Consider the following 18480-nt stretch of genomic DNA (forward strand, 5'->3'; position numbering starts at 1 on the left):
CCGCCGCAAGGCTCGCGGGATATGGCCATCGTCGAGACCACGGACACCAAGAAGAAGCCGAGCGGCGGGCTCGGCAAGTCGCTGTTGTGGCTGCTGCTGTTCGCCTGGGTGCTGCGCAGCCTGATCGTGGCCCCGTTCAGCATCCCGTCGGGTTCGATGCTGCCGGGCCTCTACATCGGCGACTATCTGATGGTCGCCAAATGGCCCTACGGCTACGGCCGCGCGAGCTTCCTGTTCGGCTTTCCGCCGATATCGGGAAAGGTTTTCGAGCGTCTGCCCGAGCGTGGCGACGTGACTGTCTTCCAAGGTCCCGAGGGCAATGACGTCATCAAGCGGGTGATCGGCCTGCCGGGGGACACGGTAGCGACGGTCGACGGCCAAGTGGTGCTGAATGGTCGGCCGGTGCCGCGGCAGGCGGTCGCGCCGGTGGCAATCCCCGTGACCCCCAACTCCCCCTGCCGCTCGGTCACCCCGAACGAGGTCGGCGGCAATTGCCTGTTCAAGGCGTGGCGCGAGACGCTTCCGGGCGGGCGCAGCTATGTGGTGCTCGACCAGACCGACAACCCGATCGTTGACGATTTCAGTCCGGTGAAGGTGCCGGCCGGAAGCGTGTTCGTGATGGGCGACAATCGCGACGACAGCGCCGACAGCCGGATCCCGCCCTCGCTCGGCGGGATGGGTTTCGTCCCGACGGAACGGCTGGTCGGACGCGCGCTGGTCACTTTCTGGTCGACCGACGGGACGGCGCAGTGGCTGCTGCCCTGGACCTGGTTCAGCGCCGCGCGCTTCGACCGGATCGGACAACGCCACTGATGGCCGACCTCGTCGCCTTCATCCGCCAGCGCTTCGGGCACGAGGTGCGCCAGCAGGCGCTCTTCACCCGCGCGCTGACGCATGGGAGCGCGGCGCGCGAAAGCTACGAGCGGCTGGAATTCCTCGGCGACCGGGTGCTTGGGCTGGTGGTCGCGGGCTGGCTGTTCGAGCGCTTTCCCGACGAGCCCGAGGGCAAAATGAGCCGGCGCTACAACGTGCTGGTCGCCCGCGAAACCTGCGCCGAGGTCGGACGCGAGTGGGGGGTCCCCAAGCTTATCCGACTCGGCAAGCAGGCGCGCGAGGATCATGCGCAATTGAGCGACAATGTCGTGGGCGACGTGGTCGAGGCCTTGCTCGGCGCGCTTTATCTCGACGGTGGGCTGGACGTGGCGGAGAAGGTCATCCGGCAAAGTTGGGCGGCCTATCTCGACCATCAGAAGAAGGCGCCGCAGCATCCCAAGTCGCTGCTTCAGGAAGTGTCGGCGGCGCGCGGGTTGAAGCCGCCGGTCTATGAATTGCTCGGCCAGTTCGGTCTGCACCACGCCCCGACCTTCCGGGTGAAGGTCAGCGTCGGCGGCGCCGGCGCGGCGGAAGCCGAAGGGGCGAGCAAGCAGGAAGCGGAAACGGCGGCAGCGACCGCCTTGCTGGAGATGATCTGTTGAGCGAGCGGTGCGGCCTGGTGGCGGTGATCGGCGCCCCCAATGCGGGCAAATCGACCTTGGTGAATGCGCTGGTCGGCCAGAAGGTGGCGATCGTCAGCCCGAAGGCCCAGACGACGCGCGCCCGGCTGATGGGCCTTGCGATCGAGGGCAAGAGCCAGATCCTGCTGGTCGACACGCCGGGAATCTTCGCGCCGCGCCGCCGGCTCGACCGGGCGATGGTCAAAGCGGCCTGGGAGGGTGCCGAAAGCGCCGACCGGCTGGTGCTGGTGATCGACGCTGCGGCCAGCATCGGCCAGCGGGCCGAAATGGTCCTCGAAGGGATCGAGGGGCGGCCCGAGCCCAAGATCCTGGTCCTCAACAAGGTCGACATCGCCAACAAGGGTGACCTTCTCAAGCTGGCGACCGAGTTGAGTGCCCGGCTGCAACCAGAAGAGGTCTTCATGATCTCGGCGACCAGCGGCGACGGTGTCGCGGACCTCAAGCGCCATCTGGCAGAATCCATGCCCGAGGGACCGTGGCATTTCCCCGAAGACCAGCTCAGCGACGCGACCGACCGGATGGTGGCGGCCGAACTGACCCGCGAGCAACTCTATCTCCAGCTTCACGCCGAGCTCCCCTACGCGAGCGCGGTCGAGACCGAGAAATGGGAAGAGCGCAAGGACGGCTCCACGGTCATCCACCAGCAGATCCTGATCGAGCGTGACAGCCAGAAAGCGATCGTGCTCGGCAAGGGCGGGTCGAAGCTCAAGACGATCGGGGCGGCGGCACGCGAGGCGATCGGCGAGCATCTCGGGCGCAAGGTCCACCTCTTTCTTCACGTGAAGGTGGCGCCGCGCTGGTCCGAGGATCGCGGGCTCTACAAGGACATCGGGCTCGACTGGACGAACTGAGCCAGGATTTCGTCCACCCAGGCCGGAATGATCTCGCTCGCGCGGCCGAGGCGGGTCTCGTGGAAGAAGATGCTGCCCTGGCTCGGCTCGAGATTGAGCTCGACGCAGTGCGCACCGACGTAGCGGGCGGTCTGGACGAAGCCGGCGGCCGGATAGACCGCACCCGACGTTCCGATCGAGGCGAATAGGGTGCAGCGGGCGAGCGCATCCTCGATCCGGTCCATGGCGTAGGGCATTTCGCCGAACCAGACGATGTCGGGGCGGACCTTGCCAGTTGCCGCGCATGACGGGCAACGCGCCCCCTCCCCCATCGCGCCTACCCAGGTGAAGCGCGAGTCGCAGGCAAGGCACCAGCCGCTCGCCAGTTCGCCATGCATGTGGATGAGCTTCTGCGAGCCGGCACGCTCGTGAAGATCGTCGACGTTCTGAGTGACGAGCAGGAACTCTCCCGACCATTCGCGTTCGAGCCGCGCGAGCGCTGCGTGCGCCGGGTTCGGCGCCACAGTCTCGAGCTTTGCACGGCGGGCGTCGTAGAAGGCGTGGACCAAGGCAGGATCGCGGTCATAGGCTTCGGGCGTCGCGACGTCCTCGACCCTGTGCCCCTCCCACAGGCCGTCGGGCCCTCGGAAGGTGGCGACACCGCTTTCGGCCGAGATTCCGGCGCCGGTCAGGACCAGCAAGACTTGTCCGTTTCGTTGACCACCCGCAACCATTGCTCAACCTATTTGTTTACACTGTTGTCAGCAGCCATTCTAACAGCGATAAAGAGACCATGTACCGCCACCCGATCGGGATCGACCCTGCCGACATCGACCATATGGGGCACGTCAACAACAGCGTGTACCTCAAGTGGGTCCAGGAAGCGGTCGTCCGCTACTGGGAGGGAGTTGCCCCGGCCGAGGCGGTCACTCGCCACCTGTGGGTCGCGATGAAGCACGAGATCGAGTTTCGCCGCCCGACTTTTCTCAACGATACGGTGGTCGCCGACGTGATCGCCGAGAAGGTGCAGGGTGCGCGCGCGCTGTTCACGACGGTGATCCGCCGCGGCGAGGAAGTGCTCGCCGAGGTGAAGAGCACCTGGTGTTGCCTCGACGCGACCTCGCTCCGTCCCGCGCGACTCGCCAAGGACGTAGTGAGCCGCTTCCTTCCGGCCTGAGCTGTTGCCTCCCCCGCCGGCGGACGCCAAGGTGCGCGCCATGCGGACAGACCAGCAGACCATCCGATTGAGCCTTGTCGCGCCGAACGGCCGGATGGGTAAGGCGATCGTCGCCGCGGCCGACGCCGATGGCGGCTTCCGCATCGACGCCGATCATGGCGACGTGATCGTGGACTTTTCCTCGCCCGAAGCCCTCGCCGGATCGCTCGACCGCGCGACTAGGAGCAACGTGCCGATTCTCGTGGGCACCACCGGGCTCGACGATTTCGCCGATCGCCGCCTCGCCGAAGCCGGGCGCTCGGTCGCGGTGCTTCGCGCGGCGAACACCTCGCTCGGCGTGGCGCTTTTGTCCGAACTGGTCGAGCGGGCCGCCCGCGTGCTCGGAACCGATTGGGATATCGAAGTGCTGGAGATGCATCACCGGATGAAGCGGGATGCGCCGTCGGGCACGGCGCTGGCTCTTGGGGAAGCGGCGGCTCGGGGCCGCGACATCCCCTTCCGGCGTGATGAGGCTCGGAGCGGCCGCGGGCTTGAACGCGTCGCGAACGATGTCGGATTCGCGGTGCTTCGTGGCGGCACCGTGGTCGGCGACCACGACGTCATCTTTGCCGGACCCGAAGAGCGCCTGATCCTGTCGCACAGGGCCGAAAACCGCATGATCTTCGCCCGCGGGGCCTTGGCGGCCGCCCGATTCCTGCACGGACGCGAGCCGGGGCTCTACACGATGCGCGACGTCGTCGAGGCGCTGTGAAGAAGGCCGACGTCGCCGAATTCTACCTGCGGCTGGCCGAGCTCAATCCGGAGCCCAAGGGCGAACTCGAGTGGGTCAATCCCTACACGCTGGTGGTCGCGGTCGCCCTGTCGGCGCAGGCGACCGACGTCAGCGTCAACATTGCGACCCGCAAGCTGTTCGCCGTGGCCGACACGCCCGAAAAGATGCTGGCGCTCGGCGAGGACGGCATTCGCGAATTCATCAAGACGATCGGCCTGTTCAACACCAAGGCCAAAAATCTCGTGCTGATGGCGCAGCAGCTGATCGAGCGGCACGGCGGTGAGGTTCCGCGCGACCGTGATGCGCTCGAACAGCTGGCCGGAGTCGGCCGCAAGACAGCCAATGTGGTGCTGAACATCGCTTTCGGCGAGCCAACCATTGCTGTCGATACGCACGTTTTTCGGGTCGCCAACCGGACGGGGCTAGCCCCGGGGAAAACCCCGCTGGCGGTCGAACTGAAGCTCGAGAAGGTGACGCCGGCACCGTTCCTTTTACATGCGCATCACTGGCTGATCCTGCACGGTCGATACATCTGTAAGGCGCGGGCGCCCGATTGCTGGCGGTGCCCGGTCGTCGATCTTTGCCGCTTTCGCGAAAAGCGGCTGACGCCGCCTAAATCCAGTAGCGCCGGAACCGCGACCCCAGCCCCGTAAGCAGTTCGTACTGCGACATGCCGCTCGTCTGGGCGGCGTGCTCGAGGTCGAAGGCGAGCTCGACCCAGTCGCCTTCCCTAATGTCAGCGGCTCCGTCGACCTTCAGCGCGACAAGGTCCATCGACACGCGCCCGACGACCGCCAGCTCTCGGCCCTGGAACCGGGCCATTCCGCGCGAGGAGAAGCCGCGCCAGTAACCGTCCGCATAGCCAATATTGATGATCGCAATGCGCGTATCGGTCGCTGCGGCGAAGGTGGCGTTGTAGCCAACGGTTTCGCCGGCCGGGACGGTGCGAAGCTGGATGATCTGCGCCTCAGGCGTGGCGACCTGGCGCACCAGTCCCCGCCCCTCGGCGCGCGGAATGCCGCCGTAGAGCGCAAGTCCGGGACGGACGAGATCGAACGCATAATCCCGGCCGAGGAGGATGCCGGCGCTGTTCGCAAGGCTGTAGCGCTGTGCGGGGACGGCGCTTCGAAGGGCACGGAAAGCCTCAAGCTGCCGGTCATTGACCGGAATATCCTCGTCTGCGCAGGCGAGGTGGCTGTGGAGCGTGTGGATGGAAAGGCCCTCGAGGAGATCGATGTCCTCGGCCCGCAGGCCAAGCCGGTTCATGCCGGTATCAATCATCACGTCGCACGGCGCGTCCGGTGGACCAGCGTTCTTCCAGCGCACGATTTGCTCGGGGCTGACGAGGACCGGGCGCACGCCCGGGAGCGCGGCGTCGTTAACGCCGAGGCCATGAAGGACGGCAAGGCTGTCGGGGGGGAGAAAATCCAGCTCGGCCGCTTCCCACCAGGTCGAGACGAAAAAATCCCGGCACCCTGCATCGAGCAGATGGCGCGCGGCTTCTCGAGCACCGAGGCCATAAGCGTCGGCCTTGATTGCGGCACCCGCGGGCACGCCAGCGAGGTTCTGGAGATGGTGGAAGTTGCCCGCCAAGGCGGCTGCGTCGCAGCGAAGGGCGAGAGGCTGATGCATCAGCCGGCCTTACCGACCGTTTTCGAGCCGGTCGAGGCAAGTCGGCTCCCGATTTCTCGGGAGCCGACGAGTGGTTGGGTTAGCCGCGCTCGGGAGCCGGCGGCGGCGGCGGCGGCGGCGGCGGAGGCGCCGGGCAGACGTCCGTCGCGAGGATCACCGAGCCATCGGGGCAGGTCTGGGTCGCGGGCGGCGGCGGAGGAGGCGGCGGCGGCGCCACCACGACCGGCTCCGGCACGACCACCGGCGCCGGAGCACCGAAGTTGAAGGCCAGGGTGGCGAGCAGCGAATGCGACTTGAAGTTGCCGCGAAGGCTCTCGGCTGCGAGACCGTTGTTCGTGTCGGTGAAGTCGAGCTTTGAGCGGAAATAGCGATACTTGAGGCCGACATCGACCGAACGGCTCACCGGCATGCGGATGCCGCCGATCAGCTGCCACGCGAAATGGCGATCCTTGCCGTAGATGCCGGTGCCGAGCGGCACGCCGGGGCCATAGATGCTGCTGCGAACCGCGAACTGCGCGATGCCCGCGCCGCCGCCGCCGTAGAACTGGAGGCCATCGTCCGAACCGACGTCCACGAGGGCATTTGCCATGGCCGACAGGATCTGGGTCCGGCCCGAGATGCCCGGACGACCGGTGGTCGTGATGACCGCCGGGCTGATCGAGACGTCGGACAGCTTGGCGCGCTTGTAGCCAAGCTCGCCCTCGACCCGGATGAGGCCAAAGTCATAACCCGCGAGCAGGTCGGCATCGACACCGGTGCGGTGCTCGAGCACGACGCCATTATCGACGGAAAGCGCACGAAGACGATAGTCGAGCTTCGCCTTCTCTGGCTTGATCGCGCCACCTTCGATCGCGACATACGGCGTGCCATCACGCGCCGACGCCGCGCTTGGCACGACTGCCAAGGCGGTGGCAGCTAGCAAAATCAGTCTGGACGACATTCTTACATCCCCTCGGTAAAGTTCCGGGGGACAATAGAGCCGGAAGCCGCTCCGTTCCCGCTTTTGTTGCTTATCCTCAACAATTCAGTCCGTTGTGACTGGAAAGTCGCACTCAGCTCGCGATCAGCCCGTGCCCTCGAAGCGCGGTGAGAAGCTGGCCGATGACCGCCCGCGCCTCGGTATCGACCGTACCGCCGCCCACCGGGGCGGCGATGGGGCCTCGCTGGGTTCCGAGCACCTGAACGCCGCCGATCCGGACCTCCAGCGCTTCGACGCGGCCACTGACCCATTGCCCGTTACGCCTCGCCCAGCTCATACCGGTCGAGCCGTCGGCCAGTCGAAGCCCCTCGAATGAATGGACAAATCGCCAGCCTCCCGGGGTGTTGATGGCAAGATTACCGGCCTGACCGCTCCATGCGCCCGTGGGCGTTCCTCCGCAGATATAAACAGCACCTTCGACCGCCGTAGCGGGGGGCGTGTCGTTGGGCCCTGCAGCGCAGACGGCCTGCGTCAAGCCATCGAGCAGGAGTAGAGCTTCGTTGTGTGTGACCTCCTTCTGGGCCTGGCCAGCCGCAAGGAGCGGCATGTGAAGGCGTGACGTGGTGGCCATGTGCGGTCCTCAATTGATGATTTGAACGGTAGCGGCGCTTGCCGTGAAGTTCCCCAATTGTCGTATCTCGAGCCGCCACGGTCGCGGCCCGAGCTCCTGCAGCAAGGCTTCGGGGATTGTCACGGACGGGATGTCACTTTCTATGCTGACGCTCGCGCCGTTCGCTCCCGCGATGGTGATCCCATAGCGTTCCACCGCAGCACCGATGGGGGTATCAACATAATCCAGCCAGGCCGCGCCCTCTCGGCCTCTGCGAACCCATGAGGCACGGAGTTCCTGCCCCACCAACTGGCAGGACAGGACCTGCGGACGCCATGGTCTGATTGTGAGCCCATGAACGGCGGGCAATTCGTCCGTGACCGTCGCCCCATCGAGCCCGGAGGCCGAAATCGACACCGCCGTACCCAATGCCGCGACGGGAAGCTGGATTTCGAAGAAGCTGTCCTTGTTAAGCAAGACGAATGCACTTCCCGTCGCGTGCACGTCAGGAATGAGGCTGTCCTGACGACCGCGTAGAAGGTGTGTGAGCCGATATCGGCCACCACCTAGCGGAAAGACCGTTCCAAATTGAATGATCTCGCCGCCGAGCGCGGCCGTATTTGCGCCGGTGAAAAGCAGGCTCTCGTCCTCGCTGGTAAGCGAGGGATCGAACGCAAACTCGACATCGACGACATTCTGGGTGTCGAATAGGTCGGTCTCGCCTCTCATGAGAGGTTCGCGAAGGTATCCGATCGCCCCCGGCGAGGAACGCACCTCGACCTGCTCATTGACCCCAACGCCCTCGATTTGAACGGACGTGATCTGAGGCGCACCATCGACGACGACGGCCAGAGAGGGCAGATCACTCGAACTTCCGATCGGCAATTCGACGACCGCCAGCCGTATCTGTCCGCTCGGGACGACCTCATCGGCGACTGGGGCAGCCGGCAGGGGCACGACGGGACGTGAATCGGCATTCCGGACAAGCGACAATGTGACGACATCGTCCGCGATGAGCTTTCGTCGAACCCGCAACGCCTCAGATGCAAAGCCTTCGAGGGCGACACTGTCGCCGACCTCCACCCCGCAAAAGCGCAGTGGAAGCCGAAGCCTCACCTCTTCGCGTTCCTGCCAGGCGCGAGTGAGGATTCGCTGCGCCAATGCCTTCCCCGCCGTTCCATCGATAGCGACGGGCAAATTGATGACGAGCGCCTCATCACCGCCCGGCAGACGAACGCTGCTCTCCCCGATCGCAAAATCGCTCGCGGTGTCGAAGTAGCGAAGCGCCACTTTCGCTGGCGCGCGCTGGCGCTCGTCCACCTTGCTATCGAGAACGATGGGATCCGCGACGCCGACCGAATGCGAAACATCGCTCGCACCCTCCACCCACCGGCCGTCCCGAAAGTGGGTCGCGATTGGCAGTCCGGCGACTAGCGGCTCAAGACCTTGCTCGGTGGTGTCTCCGGAAATGGCGCAGCCAAGGAACGATGGCGAACCGACACCGCTTCGCTCGATCGCCAGCAGTTCGCTCATGATCGCCCCGCCGTCCACCGATCCGTCCGCTGAGGAAATTTCAATCGTGATTTGCGGGAGGCGATTTCCGAAGGTGGAAAGATCGAAATCTTCGAAGACGACATAGGCAAGATCACGAAAGGCCGGTGCGCGATTTATTCCGAGAGACGCCACCATCAGCGGGTCGGGCGCTTGGTCAGCATCGCCGTCGTGCAATCTCAGCTTGAACTGGACCGACTGACGATCATCGGCATCACGAATGAGGCGCCCGTCTGCCCAGATACGATGACACGCCGACAGGCGTCGGGACGAAAGCGCCAACGCGAAGCTGACGCTATACGCTTGTCGCGAATTTGTCTTGCTAGTGAGGTTCGAGCGGACCAACTCGCCCGCCCAGATCACCACACCGGCGACGCGCATCCTGCCAAAGATGCAGGGTACCGGATCCCCATATTGCGAGGTCTGGACGTGAAGATCGGTCAACCGGCTGCGTGAGCTCGGACGCAAGGAGCGATCGATTTGCCGTCCAACGAAGGTCCCGATGGCGCTCCCGACGGGACCACCGATGGCGGTACCGGCAGCGCTTAATACCATGGTCGCCATCAATTGTGCTCCGGCTGTCTGTCAAAGAAGCGCGCATTTGAAAGATCGTCGAACGGCTGCTCCACCACGCGACGCAAGCGGAGGTCTGCGTGAACGAACGATCGATCCCCAGTCACCCCGAAATGAAAGGACCGACCACAGTCCAAAACGACGAGTCGGTTTCGCTGACGACTGTTGACAGACGACGGCGTGAACCAGGTTCCGATCTCGTGCTCGATTTTGCGCCAACTCCAGCCCGCAAATCGGTAACTTGGTCTTTCAACATCGCGCAACCCAAAGGCCACTATCACGACCCCAACGCAGTCGAGGCCAGTGACGGGACTTCGACCTTGCGGTCGGAACGGTGACCCAAGAAGCTGTCGCGCCCGCTCGAATGGCTCAAGCACCGGGATAGCGCATCAGCGCATCGGTATGCGGCAGGTTCGGCTCGCCGCGGAAGTTCGCAATGTTAGAAAAGATGTCACCGCACGTCGCGGGCTGCCCGTCACACCCTTGCGTGATCTCGAGATGGTCACCTGGTATACACTCCAAAGGTGGCTGTTCACGCAGCAGAATATTGCCATCGATAATGTCGACGATGTCCTGATCGATGCCTGTGTTCGCGCCGCTCAACCATCGCACCCGACCGAACCGATACTGAGCCTCGATTGTCCGGTCGAACGTCAAGCGAACGCCATCCTGATGAGCCACAGCGACCCGCATTCGCCGTGTCCGCAAATCGACACCGCACCGCTTGTCGCCAAGCACCGCTCGGCATTCAGGCGCCGTCAGCACGCATGGCGAGGATGCAAGCTTTCGGGGCGCGATCGAGACGGAGCTTTCAAACGTCTGCCCGCGCACCGCGACCTGACCGAGCTCTCCCATGCACACGGTGCCATTCGACCCGCCGCTGGTATCCTTTAGCGCCAGCTTCAAGCTTGCATGATCCCAACGCCGTGCTTCCAGGTCAGCTTTGGTCAGTGCATTCGATTGAAGAATGCCTTCGACCTTCAGCGCACTGCCGACGATTTCCTCGTTTTGCCGAAGCTCGAGCAATCGAAGTCCTCCGGCCCATCCGTGCCCGAGCGTATCAGCCTGGATGTCGCTCGATGTCGCAAATCCGGCGCCGTCCGGTCGCTGCAGGCTCCAGTCAAAGCGAAAGGCTGTGACGGCATCTCCTGAGACTCTCATGCTTCACGAACCTCGATCAGCGGAATCGCCTTCGCTTCTCCGGCAAGATGCGTCGTCTGGCTGACGGCGAGTTGCTCTTGCTCGAAGCGCACCGGAACATCGAAGAGAAAGCCGGCGGTGATCAGCGCGCCTGCTGTCGGTGGCTGTTCGAACTCGATGATGCCCTTGTCGAGAAGCGACCACGCACCGGTTTCGCTACCGTCGATCGCAATCCTGAGGCTAGCCGCGACCGGTCGGGTGATACGCCGCAGCTCTCCTGAGCCGTAGAGGATCGAAAGCGGAAAGTTCAGAGATGATCCGTCACCGATCCCGATCGTCACATCGGTCGCGAGTGGCGCTGCATTATCTGCTGTCGTGCTGTGATCGAGAGGGTCACGGAAACGGAAAGCGGTCGCATTGCCACGCATCGCGCGAAAGAAGCGAAGCAGCGTTTGCAGGTCTCCGACGCTTCGCACGCCTGGGCCAACATCGAACCGAAGACGCGATTGCGACCAGTTGACATTCCGCTGTTCAAAACCGGCGGTGCTGGTGGAGACCGTCGTCGAGAAGCAGGCGCAGACTTCGGCCTTCAGACCGAGCTCCAGTGGAAAATCGACGTCCTCAAAGGTATTCACGTCCGGATCCCCCTCAAACAAAGTAATGTTGTCGCGAAAGACCTGGGGCAGTGCCCAGACGAAAACTTGGGCGAGCCGCGCGTCGCGCGCCTCGTCCACGGCGCTCACGATCGCCGACCAGTCCGCCGAAGGCATTGCGCTCGATGCGAAGCCCGCAAGATAATGCGCTTCATCCGTACCGTAGCCGAGCCGCGCGAAGACCTGCGCGCGGGCCTTCTGTCGCCCGATCACACGTCCCTGCGTCACCCACTCATAATCCTCCAGTTGAAGGATATCGAAAGCCGGCTTTGCCCAGGCGAGCGGCAGGTTGGCGCGAGAGATTTCCTTTGCATCGCTGCGCCATACGCCCGGAAGATAGGCAAGTAGATGCGACTTCGCATCGGCGTGGATTGCGCGAACGGCCTCGACGATCCTCCGGGTGGCGAACGCCAGCACTTCGCCCGCTTCGTCGAGGACGAGCTTCTGCGCGGCGGTCAGCGCTCCCGCGACATCGCCGATCGGTTCGTGCGCCGACCAGTGGCCGGACGCCGCCGGATCATAGATGCAGATCTTCCCGCTCGGCTTCACCCACCACCATGGCTCGCCGACCTGGACCATCGGCGTGAGGCCGGCCTCCACACCGATACCGACGAAAGCGGAAGCGACGCTTCCAAGGTAGGTGATAGAGTCTGGAACAGCGGGCGACACCAAGGTCGATGGTGGCTGGTAAGCCGTGAGCGCCGGGAGACCGTCAACATCTCTCTGTTTCCACGACTCCGGGCACCATTGGTCGAGTAGTTCGAACGAGAGCGACCAGATGATTTCGTAGCCACGCTGCTTGGCGATGGCGGCGAAGCTTTCGTGCCACCGTCTCGCAGGCTCACAGATAGGGATGCCCGGATCGATCAAACCCGCGCCTGTAAGCGAGGGATAGTGGCTCATCCCCACATAATGGTTGATGATCGCCCGATAGCCGAGGCGCTCGATACCATCGATCACGCGCTCGGGCGTGAGATGATAGCAATCGTCGTAGGCAGTGCAGATCCGGACCTGGTGTTCAGGAACGAATGTGTCGTTGATCGCGATCGTGCTGCCCGACCCGGTGCAGGCGAAATCGCTGAGTTCGATCTCGGCTTGAATCGGGGCCGCAAAGCGTTGCGCCGAACCGCTCACATACTCGGGTGGCACGAGGCTGATGAACATCCGGTCGATGTCTGCGACATGGACCGACTCGCCAGATGACGGTTGATAGCCGGAACGAAGCTCACCGAACGGCAGGACGACCTGAGCGTCCGTCGGCGTTCCGGTCGCATAGTTCCACAGACGGACAAACCAGGACCGGGCCTGCCCATCCGCGTCTCGGCCCTCAATCGTCAACGTCGGCCCGTTGGCCTGATCGAGCGGAATGACCCCTTGCGACCGCCAACGGAAAGACAGCGTGCAGCGTGAATAGTCGCGGTTGAGTTCGCGCTGGTGCCCGATGTGCAGATCGTCCTCGGATGACCGGTAGATCAGTCCGATGAGATCACCGCGAGTCGCGAAAGTCGCCGTGATCTTGAGTTCAGGCGCCTGCGGGACCGAGACAACCGACGCCATGCTCCCGCGCGGGAAGTCGATCGTCCAGTGACTGGGATCGAAGCGTTTCACGCTGCTTTGGCGCAGACCGGGATCGGCGCGCGTCAGCCAATAACGCATGCGCAACTCCTTCAGTTCGGAGGGTCAGGCTGTCTCAAGCGACGGGAGGACAGGGCCGGCACTATTGAGGACGAATGCGAAGGTGACCTCCTCGTCGACCTCGCCGCGAACCTCGAATGCGCCGATGATGAAGTCGCCCGTGATCGTGAGCGCTGGCTCGAGACGAATTTTAAAAGACACCTTCGATCCCGCGACGGCAACTTCTTGCAGTTGGCCCAACGTCACCGGATCGACGCCGACGCCCTCACCTTCCACATCGAAAGCCTGGACACCGGCGCTCGGCAGCAACCGCCGCCATCCCTGGTCATCCGATCGCGTGACGTCGACCAGTTCCCGAAAGAGTCGCCACTTGCTGACAAGTAGCCCGGCCACCGGAGACCAACTACCATCCGCATCGGCAAGGAAGATCGCGCTCGGCGTGGATACCTCGCTCACGCGCCCACTCCATCGTTCACCACCCGCGCACGAAGCTTCAGCGTGTGTGACCAGGGCCCTGCCGGGTTTCGCGTCCGCTGCCGGCCAAGCTCGACGAGACTGGTAAGCCTCCAGCCTTCCAGCGGCGGCACATCCTCACGCCCTACCGACAGGTCATGCTCCAACCTGACCAAGCGAGACGGTTGCTCGTCCCACAGGGTCAGCTCGATCCCGATCTCGCGCCCGTCGAGCCCTTGCATGTTCCACGCCGTGTCGGCGGGACAATGAATGACGAGGTAGGGAAAGGACGCGCGCGCGGGGGCGTCGTCATAGATGTCCGCGAATACACCCTTCGATAAGAAGAAGGCGGATAGTGCGGCCTGAAGCTGTCCGTTCGGCGCCATCATCGCAATTCCTCGCAGCTACAAAGAACCCGGTCGGGAAGCGCGGGGTCGGCAAGCAGTTGCCGAATGACCATCCGCCGACCCTTCCAGCGCAACTCGCTGTCGATCGCGAAGGCGGGTCCGACCCTCGCGGTGACCCGATATCGCGGCATCGCGCTCAGCGTCATCGCCTCGGTGGGAAGTCCAGCCCCCTCGGGTTCGATGCGGGCGAGAAGACGGTCGACGAGAACCCACTCCTCCTCCAGACCCGATCCGGCATGGCGATCATCGACCCGCTGCCAGAGCTCGACCCGGTTGGTGAGCCCGCCGGCAAATTCGGTCACCGGCATAATCCGGCCCGCCGGTATGGACGCCATAATGCGGTGACCGCGCGCGGCAGTTCTCCCGCCGGGCCATCCCGATTGGCGAAAAGATGCGCGCAAAGCCGCAGGATTCCCTGCCGGACCGGTTCGGGCACCATATTCGCCTCCGCCGCCATGCCGGCGGTACCGGTCACCTCGTAACGGGATCCGGCCTTCAGCCCCGACACGAATGCCCGGCCGTCATGATCGATATCGGTACGGTAATCCGATGCCGGCACCGCGACTCCGTCGTCGCGCGATCGAAGCGCCGTGATCGTGCGCACCGGCTGGACGCCGAGCAACGTCCACCCATCTCCGGCAGTGATGACCTGGGTGAAGGGCCGTGCCATCAGCGCCTGATTGAGGAACGCTTCGCAAAGGTCGCTCGAGACCCGAAGAAGCCCTGCGAGGATCGCCTCCTCCTCCCCGGTTTCGACACGCGCATAGGCCTGCGCCTCGTTGAGGCTGACGCATAGCGCCGCTACGTCCTGCTGCAGCATCAGCGAACCTCCACGCGAATGAGGATCGAGCGGCTGTCCTCGCGCCCTTGCGCGGTGACAACCTGATTGAGGAGCCGATACAGCTTGCCTGGCTTGCCGCCGCTGATGAGCACGGTGGTGCTGGCCTGGTCGAACCGTGTGCCGTCGATGGTGACCCCTCCGGGCTCGACCGGAACGACGCTCCAGTTCGACTCTTCGAGCGTATCGTCGCTGAGATATCGGCTGGCCCAGTCCACGCGATAATCGAGCGAGCTTGCAGGGTCCTTCAAGACGAGGGTCATTGTGCCTCCTCAGCGAGCTTCAGGAACAAGAACGGGATCCGAAAGGGCGGTCAGCGTGCGCTTCGGCGGCGTTTTCTTTTCGGCAACGACCACGGGCTGCGCGATCGGCGCCTCGGTCACGGCAAATGCAGCGATGCTCATGCTCGCTCCTGTAGATGTCGGTAGTCGGGTGCTTGCTCGCGCCTAGGCGGCGGCGATCAGTCCGTGCGTACGAAGCCGCGACAGCGAAGCGTTGAGCGCCGTCCTTGCCGCCCCGACATCGATCCGCAGCTTGTTGAATTCGGCGACCAGCGCATTGAACTCGGCCTGCGTTGGAGCAGTCGCGGCATTGGCGCCGTTGACGCTCGTCAGCGCCGGCGCATCCGCGACCGCCGCGCCCTGCGGGCCGACAACCTGCGTCCCCTGGACCTTGAACACCTTCCCCGCATTGCGAAGGTTCACATCGCCCCAGAAGTCGGCGATGGTCGAACCCGTAGCGCCGAAGGTCAGTCCCGGATTGCCGCCATTATACAGCGCCAGTCCGAAGGACGCGCTGCTCGGGCCGAACAGCTGAAGCGCGCCGCCCTGGCGGAACACCCCGCACAGGTCGGGACCGGTATAGCCGCGCGCGGTATCCTTGGTGAATTCGAGGTTGCCGCCAAGGAAGACGTTCTCGCCCGCCTTCAGATCGCCTGTCGTGGCGACGCCCAGCATCCCCGAGCCGCTGGCGACCATCATTCCGCCGTAGGAACGCGTCGTGGAGAGCTGCTTGACGCCCGCGTAGAATCCGCCGTCGACCTTGGTCGGATAAGCGACCTGCGCCGGCGGCTGCCCGCTTTCCGAATAGCCGCTGACCGTCGAAAAGGCGTTCGCATTATCGCAGCAGAAGGAGCCACCCGCGCGGTAGGCGCGGCCCGACACCCAGTCGAGCGCCGGAATCGACGCGTCCTTGAGATAGGCCCAGCCCTGGTTGCTCGCCGTCGTTCCGCTCGGCGGGTTCGCCGCGCACCAAGCTTCCTGCCCGTAGAGGACGTAATAGAGCCGCCCGCTCGCATGGGCGTAGGTCAGGTTCGTGATGCCGTTCCCGTCGACGTGAACGCCGCTCCACTCGTTGGCGAGGAAGCTGCTGTCCCAGAACCCCCACTGGCGGCAACTAAATCCGTTGAAGCCGTACATCGCGCAGGCATTGGTATCCGCCCCGTCGAGGAAGGCGCCATTGCGGCAGCTCCACGCCGTCACGTTGAACATGCGGATAAGATTGGCATTGCCTTCGGCCGTGCCGCCGCCGGCGACCGCCAGCGAATAGATGCCGTCGCCCTGCCATTTGTAGAGAACGACGTCGTAGATGCTGGCGCGCGCGCGAAGCTCGATGCCGTGGAATTCGCCCTCATTCCCGACCGTGTAATTGACGTAGTCGAACTCGACCGCGCCGCCCTCGAGCATCATGCCGCGGATGATCGTCTCGTCGGCCGCGCCACCGCTGCCGGTGGGGCCAGGCGCCGTATATTCGCCGGTGTTGATCCGAAGGATCCGGAAGCCCGAGCTCCCCGCTGCCCATTTGAGATGGGTCGAGCGCGGACCGTCGCCCTCGATGATGAGGGTGACGTGCACGTTGAGGACGTCGTTGAGCTGAAATTTGCCGGCGGGAATGTAGAGCCGCCGCGCGTGGGTCATGCTGAGCCACGAATATTGGTTGTTGCCTGCCTGAAGATAGGCGAGCGCCGCCTTGAACGCCGTGGTGTTCACGCTGGCGGTAGCGGCGGGGGACGCCCCGAACCAGCAGACGTTCACCGGTCCATCGATCTGGCGAACCCACGCCCCGGCAGCCGTCGCGCTCGGCGCCACGAAAATGCCTTCGGCGGTATCCGCCTGGTGCGTCGCGACCGGTACGGTTGCATCCCAGACGAAGAAGCCCTGGCGGCCCGGCTCGAGCAGATGGCGCGAGCGCGACTTCGCCGGGTCGGCGACCTTGAGCTGGAGGCGGGTGTCGACGTCCGAAGACTGACCACCGCCCTGCGCGACCGCGACTTGTACCTGGGAATACCATTCGGAGGTGGTGACAAGCGCGATCGTCTTGCTGCCTGAGGTGAAGCTGATCAGCCCCCCCTGCACCGGCTGGCGCGAGATCGTCCCGTTGGAAAGCAGCGTGCCCCGGCCGACTTCGCGCTCCTGCGGCTTGTCGGCATTCTGGACCGAATAATAGAAGCTGTCCCCGACCGCGACGCTATCGGCGAAACTCGAGAACCCCGCCACGGCCGGCCCGCAGGCAAGCGGCCTGGTGCCTTGCGTCGTCGTCGAGACGCGGACCATGTCCCGGAATACGGGCGTGAATGTTTGCGGCATGAGTGTTCGCGCTTTCGAAAATTGGGTCTCGGTCGGGGAAGGCGAAATCGATCAGGCGAACTTGAGCAGCTTGATCGCTTCCGAATTCACGACCTGACCCCCAAGGCGCTTGGTCGCGTAGAAGTACACGTACGGCTTCTTGGTATAGGGATCGCGCAAGATGCTGGTTTCCGCGCGCTCGGTGATGATGTAGCCGGCCTTGAAGTTGCCGAACGCGATCGACAGGCTGCTTGCCGCGATGTCGGGCATGTCCTCCGCCTCGATGACCGGGTAGCCGAGCAGCGTCGACGGCTGGCCGGCGATCATCCCCGGCTGCCAGATGAAGGCACCGTCGGTGGTCTTCATCTTGCGCACCATCGCCGCGGTTGCCGAATTCATCACGAACACCGCGCCCTGGCGGTAGGGCTGGCGAAGCGACTGGACGAGGTCGACCAGCTTGTCCTGCGGATTGGCCGCGGGGAAGGCACCGGCAACACCGGTGCCGATCGTCTGGAGCGTGCCCATCGGGCGCGCGCTGTCGGCCGTGATCGCATTGGGCGACGAGAGGAACCCGAGCGGCTGGTTGACGCCGCTCCCCTTGATGAAGGCATAGCCTTCGGCGCGCGCGAATTCGGTCGCGATCTCGTTGGCGAGCCACGCTTCGACGTCGAACTGCGCGTCGTCGAGCATGTGCTGCGAGGCTGCCGGATTGGCGTAGAGTTCGCCCGTGGCCGGCACGACTTCGCTGAATGTCGGGGTCGCGGTCTCCGGCCGGAGCGCCTCGGTGCCGACCCAGCCCGACGGCGTTCCGCCGGTGGTGATCAGCTTGCGGTAGTTCGAGCTGCCGACCTTGACGACATTGCTGATGCGCCGGATCGGCGAGATCGCCACCAGTGCACGGTCGATCACCTCGTCAATCTCGCGCGGAATGGAAAAGCCGCCCGCGGCGCCGCTGCTGTTGTCGGCCGACTTGCCTTCGAACGCGAGATCGCCGCTGCGCAGGAAGGCGTTGAAGGTCTCGTCACCAGCGCTCTTGGCCTCGCCGCTGACGTCCGGGCGGGCGGCCGCCACCAGCGACTGCCGCAGCTTGGTCTTGAGCGCATCGACCTCGGCCCGCAGCACGGCGGCGTCGTCATTCTGCTGCTGGAGCGTCGAAAAGGACGCTTCCAGCGGATCTGCCTTGAATTCCATCATCTTCTCCAATGAAACTGG

The 18480-nt window shown here is 64.4% G+C and carries 21 protein-coding genes; 6 read left to right on the forward strand and 15 right to left on the reverse strand.

Annotation, left to right across the window (positions count from 1 at the left end):
* Positions 1–21: 21 nt before the first annotated feature.
* From lepB to era, 3 genes are read left to right on the forward strand one after another with little or no spacing between them, the layout of a single operon-like run.
* On the forward strand, positions 22–813 hold the full coding sequence (gene lepB / locus ABD693_RS00915) for a signal peptidase I (RefSeq protein WP_344695074.1): 792 nt from the start codon (positions 22–24) through the stop codon (positions 811–813).
* Positions 813–1475 (forward strand): ribonuclease III, encoded by a 663-nt coding sequence (rnc, locus tag ABD693_RS00920; RefSeq protein WP_344695075.1) that lies wholly within the window; start codon positions 813–815, stop codon positions 1473–1475. Before lepB ends, rnc begins: the two co-directional genes overlap by 1 nt.
* Complete coding sequence (gene era / locus ABD693_RS00925) at positions 1472–2365, forward strand: GTPase Era (RefSeq protein ID WP_344695076.1); 894 nt, start codon at positions 1472–1474, stop codon at positions 2363–2365. The genes rnc and era overlap by 4 nt, the downstream gene beginning before the upstream one ends.
* Here era and ABD693_RS00930 read toward each other — a convergent pair.
* Entirely contained in the window at positions 2332–3078 is a 747-nt protein-coding gene (locus ABD693_RS00930) for an NAD-dependent deacylase (protein WP_344695077.1), read from the reverse strand. The two genes, era and ABD693_RS00930, sit on opposite strands and share 34 nt — an antisense overlap.
* 59 nt (positions 3079–3137) lie before the next feature.
* Between ABD693_RS00930 and ABD693_RS00935 the strand changes: the two genes are divergently transcribed.
* From ABD693_RS00935 to nth, 3 genes are read left to right on the forward strand one after another with little or no spacing between them, the layout of a single operon-like run.
* On the forward strand, positions 3138–3521 hold the full coding sequence (locus ABD693_RS00935; protein WP_344695078.1) for an acyl-CoA thioesterase: 384 nt from the start codon (positions 3138–3140) through the stop codon (positions 3519–3521).
* 40 nt (positions 3522–3561) lie between these two features.
* On the forward strand, positions 3562–4272 hold the full coding sequence (gene dapB / locus ABD693_RS00940; RefSeq protein ID WP_344695079.1) for a 4-hydroxy-tetrahydrodipicolinate reductase: 711 nt from the start codon (positions 3562–3564) through the stop codon (positions 4270–4272).
* The gene (gene nth, locus ABD693_RS00945) at positions 4269–4946 is read left to right on the forward strand and encodes an endonuclease III (RefSeq protein ID WP_344695080.1); all 678 of its coding nucleotides are present in this window, start codon (positions 4269–4271) and stop codon (positions 4944–4946) included. The genes dapB and nth overlap by 4 nt, the downstream gene beginning before the upstream one ends.
* On the opposite strand, the gene alr is transcribed toward nth, so the two are convergent.
* From alr to ABD693_RS01015, 14 genes are all read right to left on the reverse strand, one after another.
* Positions 4906–5925, reverse strand: coding sequence for an alanine racemase (alr, locus tag ABD693_RS00950; protein ID WP_344695081.1), 1020 nt, complete (start codon positions 5923–5925; stop codon positions 4906–4908). The genes nth and alr overlap by 41 nt on opposite strands.
* A gap of 79 nt (positions 5926–6004) precedes the next feature.
* Positions 6005–6865 (reverse strand): outer membrane protein, encoded by an 861-nt coding sequence (locus ABD693_RS00955; RefSeq protein WP_344695082.1) that lies wholly within the window; start codon positions 6863–6865, stop codon positions 6005–6007.
* Positions 6866–6977: 112 nt separating this feature from the next.
* Entirely contained in the window at positions 6978–7475 is a 498-nt protein-coding gene (locus tag ABD693_RS00960; protein WP_344695083.1) for a DUF2793 domain-containing protein, read from the reverse strand.
* A 9-nt stretch (positions 7476–7484) separates the two neighbouring features.
* Positions 7485–9449 carry a phage tail protein gene (locus ABD693_RS00965; RefSeq protein ID WP_344695084.1) on the reverse strand — a complete coding sequence of 655 codons (1965 nt, stop codon included), beginning with the start codon at positions 9447–9449 and terminating at the stop codon, positions 7485–7487.
* A 498-nt stretch (positions 9450–9947) separates the two neighbouring features.
* Positions 9948–10739 (reverse strand): DUF2163 domain-containing protein, encoded by a 792-nt coding sequence (locus ABD693_RS00970; protein ID WP_344695085.1) that lies wholly within the window; start codon positions 10737–10739, stop codon positions 9948–9950.
* Positions 10736–13027, reverse strand: a complete 2292-nt coding sequence (locus ABD693_RS00975) for a DUF2460 domain-containing protein (RefSeq protein ID WP_344695086.1) — start codon at positions 13025–13027, stop codon at positions 10736–10738. The genes ABD693_RS00970 and ABD693_RS00975 overlap by 4 nt, the downstream gene beginning before the upstream one ends.
* Before the next feature lie 24 nt (positions 13028–13051).
* Positions 13052–13462 carry a phage tail tube protein gene (locus ABD693_RS00980; RefSeq protein WP_344695087.1) on the reverse strand — a complete coding sequence of 137 codons (411 nt, stop codon included), beginning with the start codon at positions 13460–13462 and terminating at the stop codon, positions 13052–13054.
* Complete coding sequence (gp17, locus tag ABD693_RS00985) at positions 13459–13848, reverse strand: tail completion protein gp17 (protein ID WP_344695088.1); 390 nt, start codon at positions 13846–13848, stop codon at positions 13459–13461. Before gp17 ends, ABD693_RS00980 begins: the two co-directional genes overlap by 4 nt.
* On the reverse strand, positions 13845–14168 hold the full coding sequence (locus tag ABD693_RS00990) for a head-tail adaptor protein (protein WP_344695089.1): 324 nt from the start codon (positions 14166–14168) through the stop codon (positions 13845–13847). The genes gp17 and ABD693_RS00990 overlap by 4 nt, the downstream gene beginning before the upstream one ends.
* Positions 14165–14686 carry a head-tail connector protein gene (locus ABD693_RS00995; RefSeq protein WP_344695090.1) on the reverse strand — a complete coding sequence of 174 codons (522 nt, stop codon included), beginning with the start codon at positions 14684–14686 and terminating at the stop codon, positions 14165–14167. Before ABD693_RS00995 ends, ABD693_RS00990 begins: the two co-directional genes overlap by 4 nt.
* Positions 14686–14967: a phage fiber-tail adaptor protein gene (locus ABD693_RS01000; protein ID WP_344695091.1), complete on the reverse strand. Its 282-nt coding sequence runs from the start codon at positions 14965–14967 to the stop codon at positions 14686–14688. Before ABD693_RS01000 ends, ABD693_RS00995 begins: the two co-directional genes overlap by 1 nt.
* A 9-nt stretch (positions 14968–14976) precedes the next feature.
* A complete protein-coding gene (locus ABD693_RS01005; protein WP_344695092.1) occupies positions 14977–15108 on the reverse strand; it encodes a hypothetical protein in 132 nt (43 codons plus the stop codon).
* Positions 15109–15150: 42 nt separating this feature from the next.
* Positions 15151–17199, reverse strand: coding sequence for a hypothetical protein (locus ABD693_RS01010; RefSeq protein WP_344695093.1), 2049 nt, complete (start codon positions 17197–17199; stop codon positions 15151–15153).
* A gap of 141 nt (positions 17200–17340) precedes the next feature.
* Positions 17341–18462, reverse strand: a complete 1122-nt coding sequence (locus tag ABD693_RS01015) for a phage major capsid protein (RefSeq protein ID WP_344695094.1) — start codon at positions 18460–18462, stop codon at positions 17341–17343.
* Positions 18463–18480: the final 18 nt, after the last annotated feature.

Origin of the sequence: Sphingomonas rosea, from assembly GCF_039538065.1 — a bacterium.
GTDB classification, from domain to species: Bacteria; Pseudomonadota; Alphaproteobacteria; order Sphingomonadales; family Sphingomonadaceae; genus Sphingomicrobium; species Sphingomicrobium rosea.

Excerpts from the sequence above, each read along its gene's own strand:
- lepB (WP_344695074.1), top strand. The coding sequence starts at position 22 with ATGGCCATCGTCGAGACCACGGACACCAAGAAGAAGCCGAGCGGCGGG.
- ABD693_RS00970 (WP_344695085.1), bottom strand. The coding sequence starts at position 10,739 with ATGAGAGTCTCAGGAGATGCCGTCACAGCCTTTCGCTTTGACTGGAGC.
- alr (WP_344695081.1), bottom strand. The coding sequence starts at position 5,925 with ATGCATCAGCCTCTCGCCCTTCGCTGCGACGCAGCCGCCTTGGCGGGC.
- ABD693_RS00935 (WP_344695078.1), top strand. The coding sequence starts at position 3,138 with ATGTACCGCCACCCGATCGGGATCGACCCTGCCGACATCGACCATATG.
- gp17 (WP_344695088.1), bottom strand. The coding sequence starts at position 13,848 with ATGATGGCGCCGAACGGACAGCTTCAGGCCGCACTATCCGCCTTCTTC.
- ABD693_RS00960 (WP_344695083.1), bottom strand. The coding sequence starts at position 7,475 with ATGGCCACCACGTCACGCCTTCACATGCCGCTCCTTGCGGCTGGCCAG.
- ABD693_RS00955 (WP_344695082.1), bottom strand. The coding sequence starts at position 6,865 with ATGTCGTCCAGACTGATTTTGCTAGCTGCCACCGCCTTGGCAGTCGTG.
- rnc (WP_344695075.1), top strand. The coding sequence starts at position 813 with ATGGCCGACCTCGTCGCCTTCATCCGCCAGCGCTTCGGGCACGAGGTG.
- ABD693_RS01015 (WP_344695094.1), bottom strand. The coding sequence starts at position 18,462 with ATGATGGAATTCAAGGCAGATCCGCTGGAAGCGTCCTTTTCGACGCTC.
- dapB (WP_344695079.1), top strand. The coding sequence starts at position 3,562 with ATGCGGACAGACCAGCAGACCATCCGATTGAGCCTTGTCGCGCCGAAC.
- ABD693_RS00995 (WP_344695090.1), bottom strand. The coding sequence starts at position 14,686 with ATGCTGCAGCAGGACGTAGCGGCGCTATGCGTCAGCCTCAACGAGGCG.
- ABD693_RS00975 (WP_344695086.1), bottom strand. The coding sequence starts at position 13,027 with ATGCGTTATTGGCTGACGCGCGCCGATCCCGGTCTGCGCCAAAGCAGC.
- ABD693_RS01005 (WP_344695092.1), bottom strand. The coding sequence starts at position 15,108 with ATGAGCATCGCTGCATTTGCCGTGACCGAGGCGCCGATCGCGCAGCCC.
- ABD693_RS00930 (WP_344695077.1), bottom strand. The coding sequence starts at position 3,078 with ATGGTTGCGGGTGGTCAACGAAACGGACAAGTCTTGCTGGTCCTGACC.
- ABD693_RS01000 (WP_344695091.1), bottom strand. The coding sequence starts at position 14,967 with ATGACCCTCGTCTTGAAGGACCCTGCAAGCTCGCTCGATTATCGCGTG.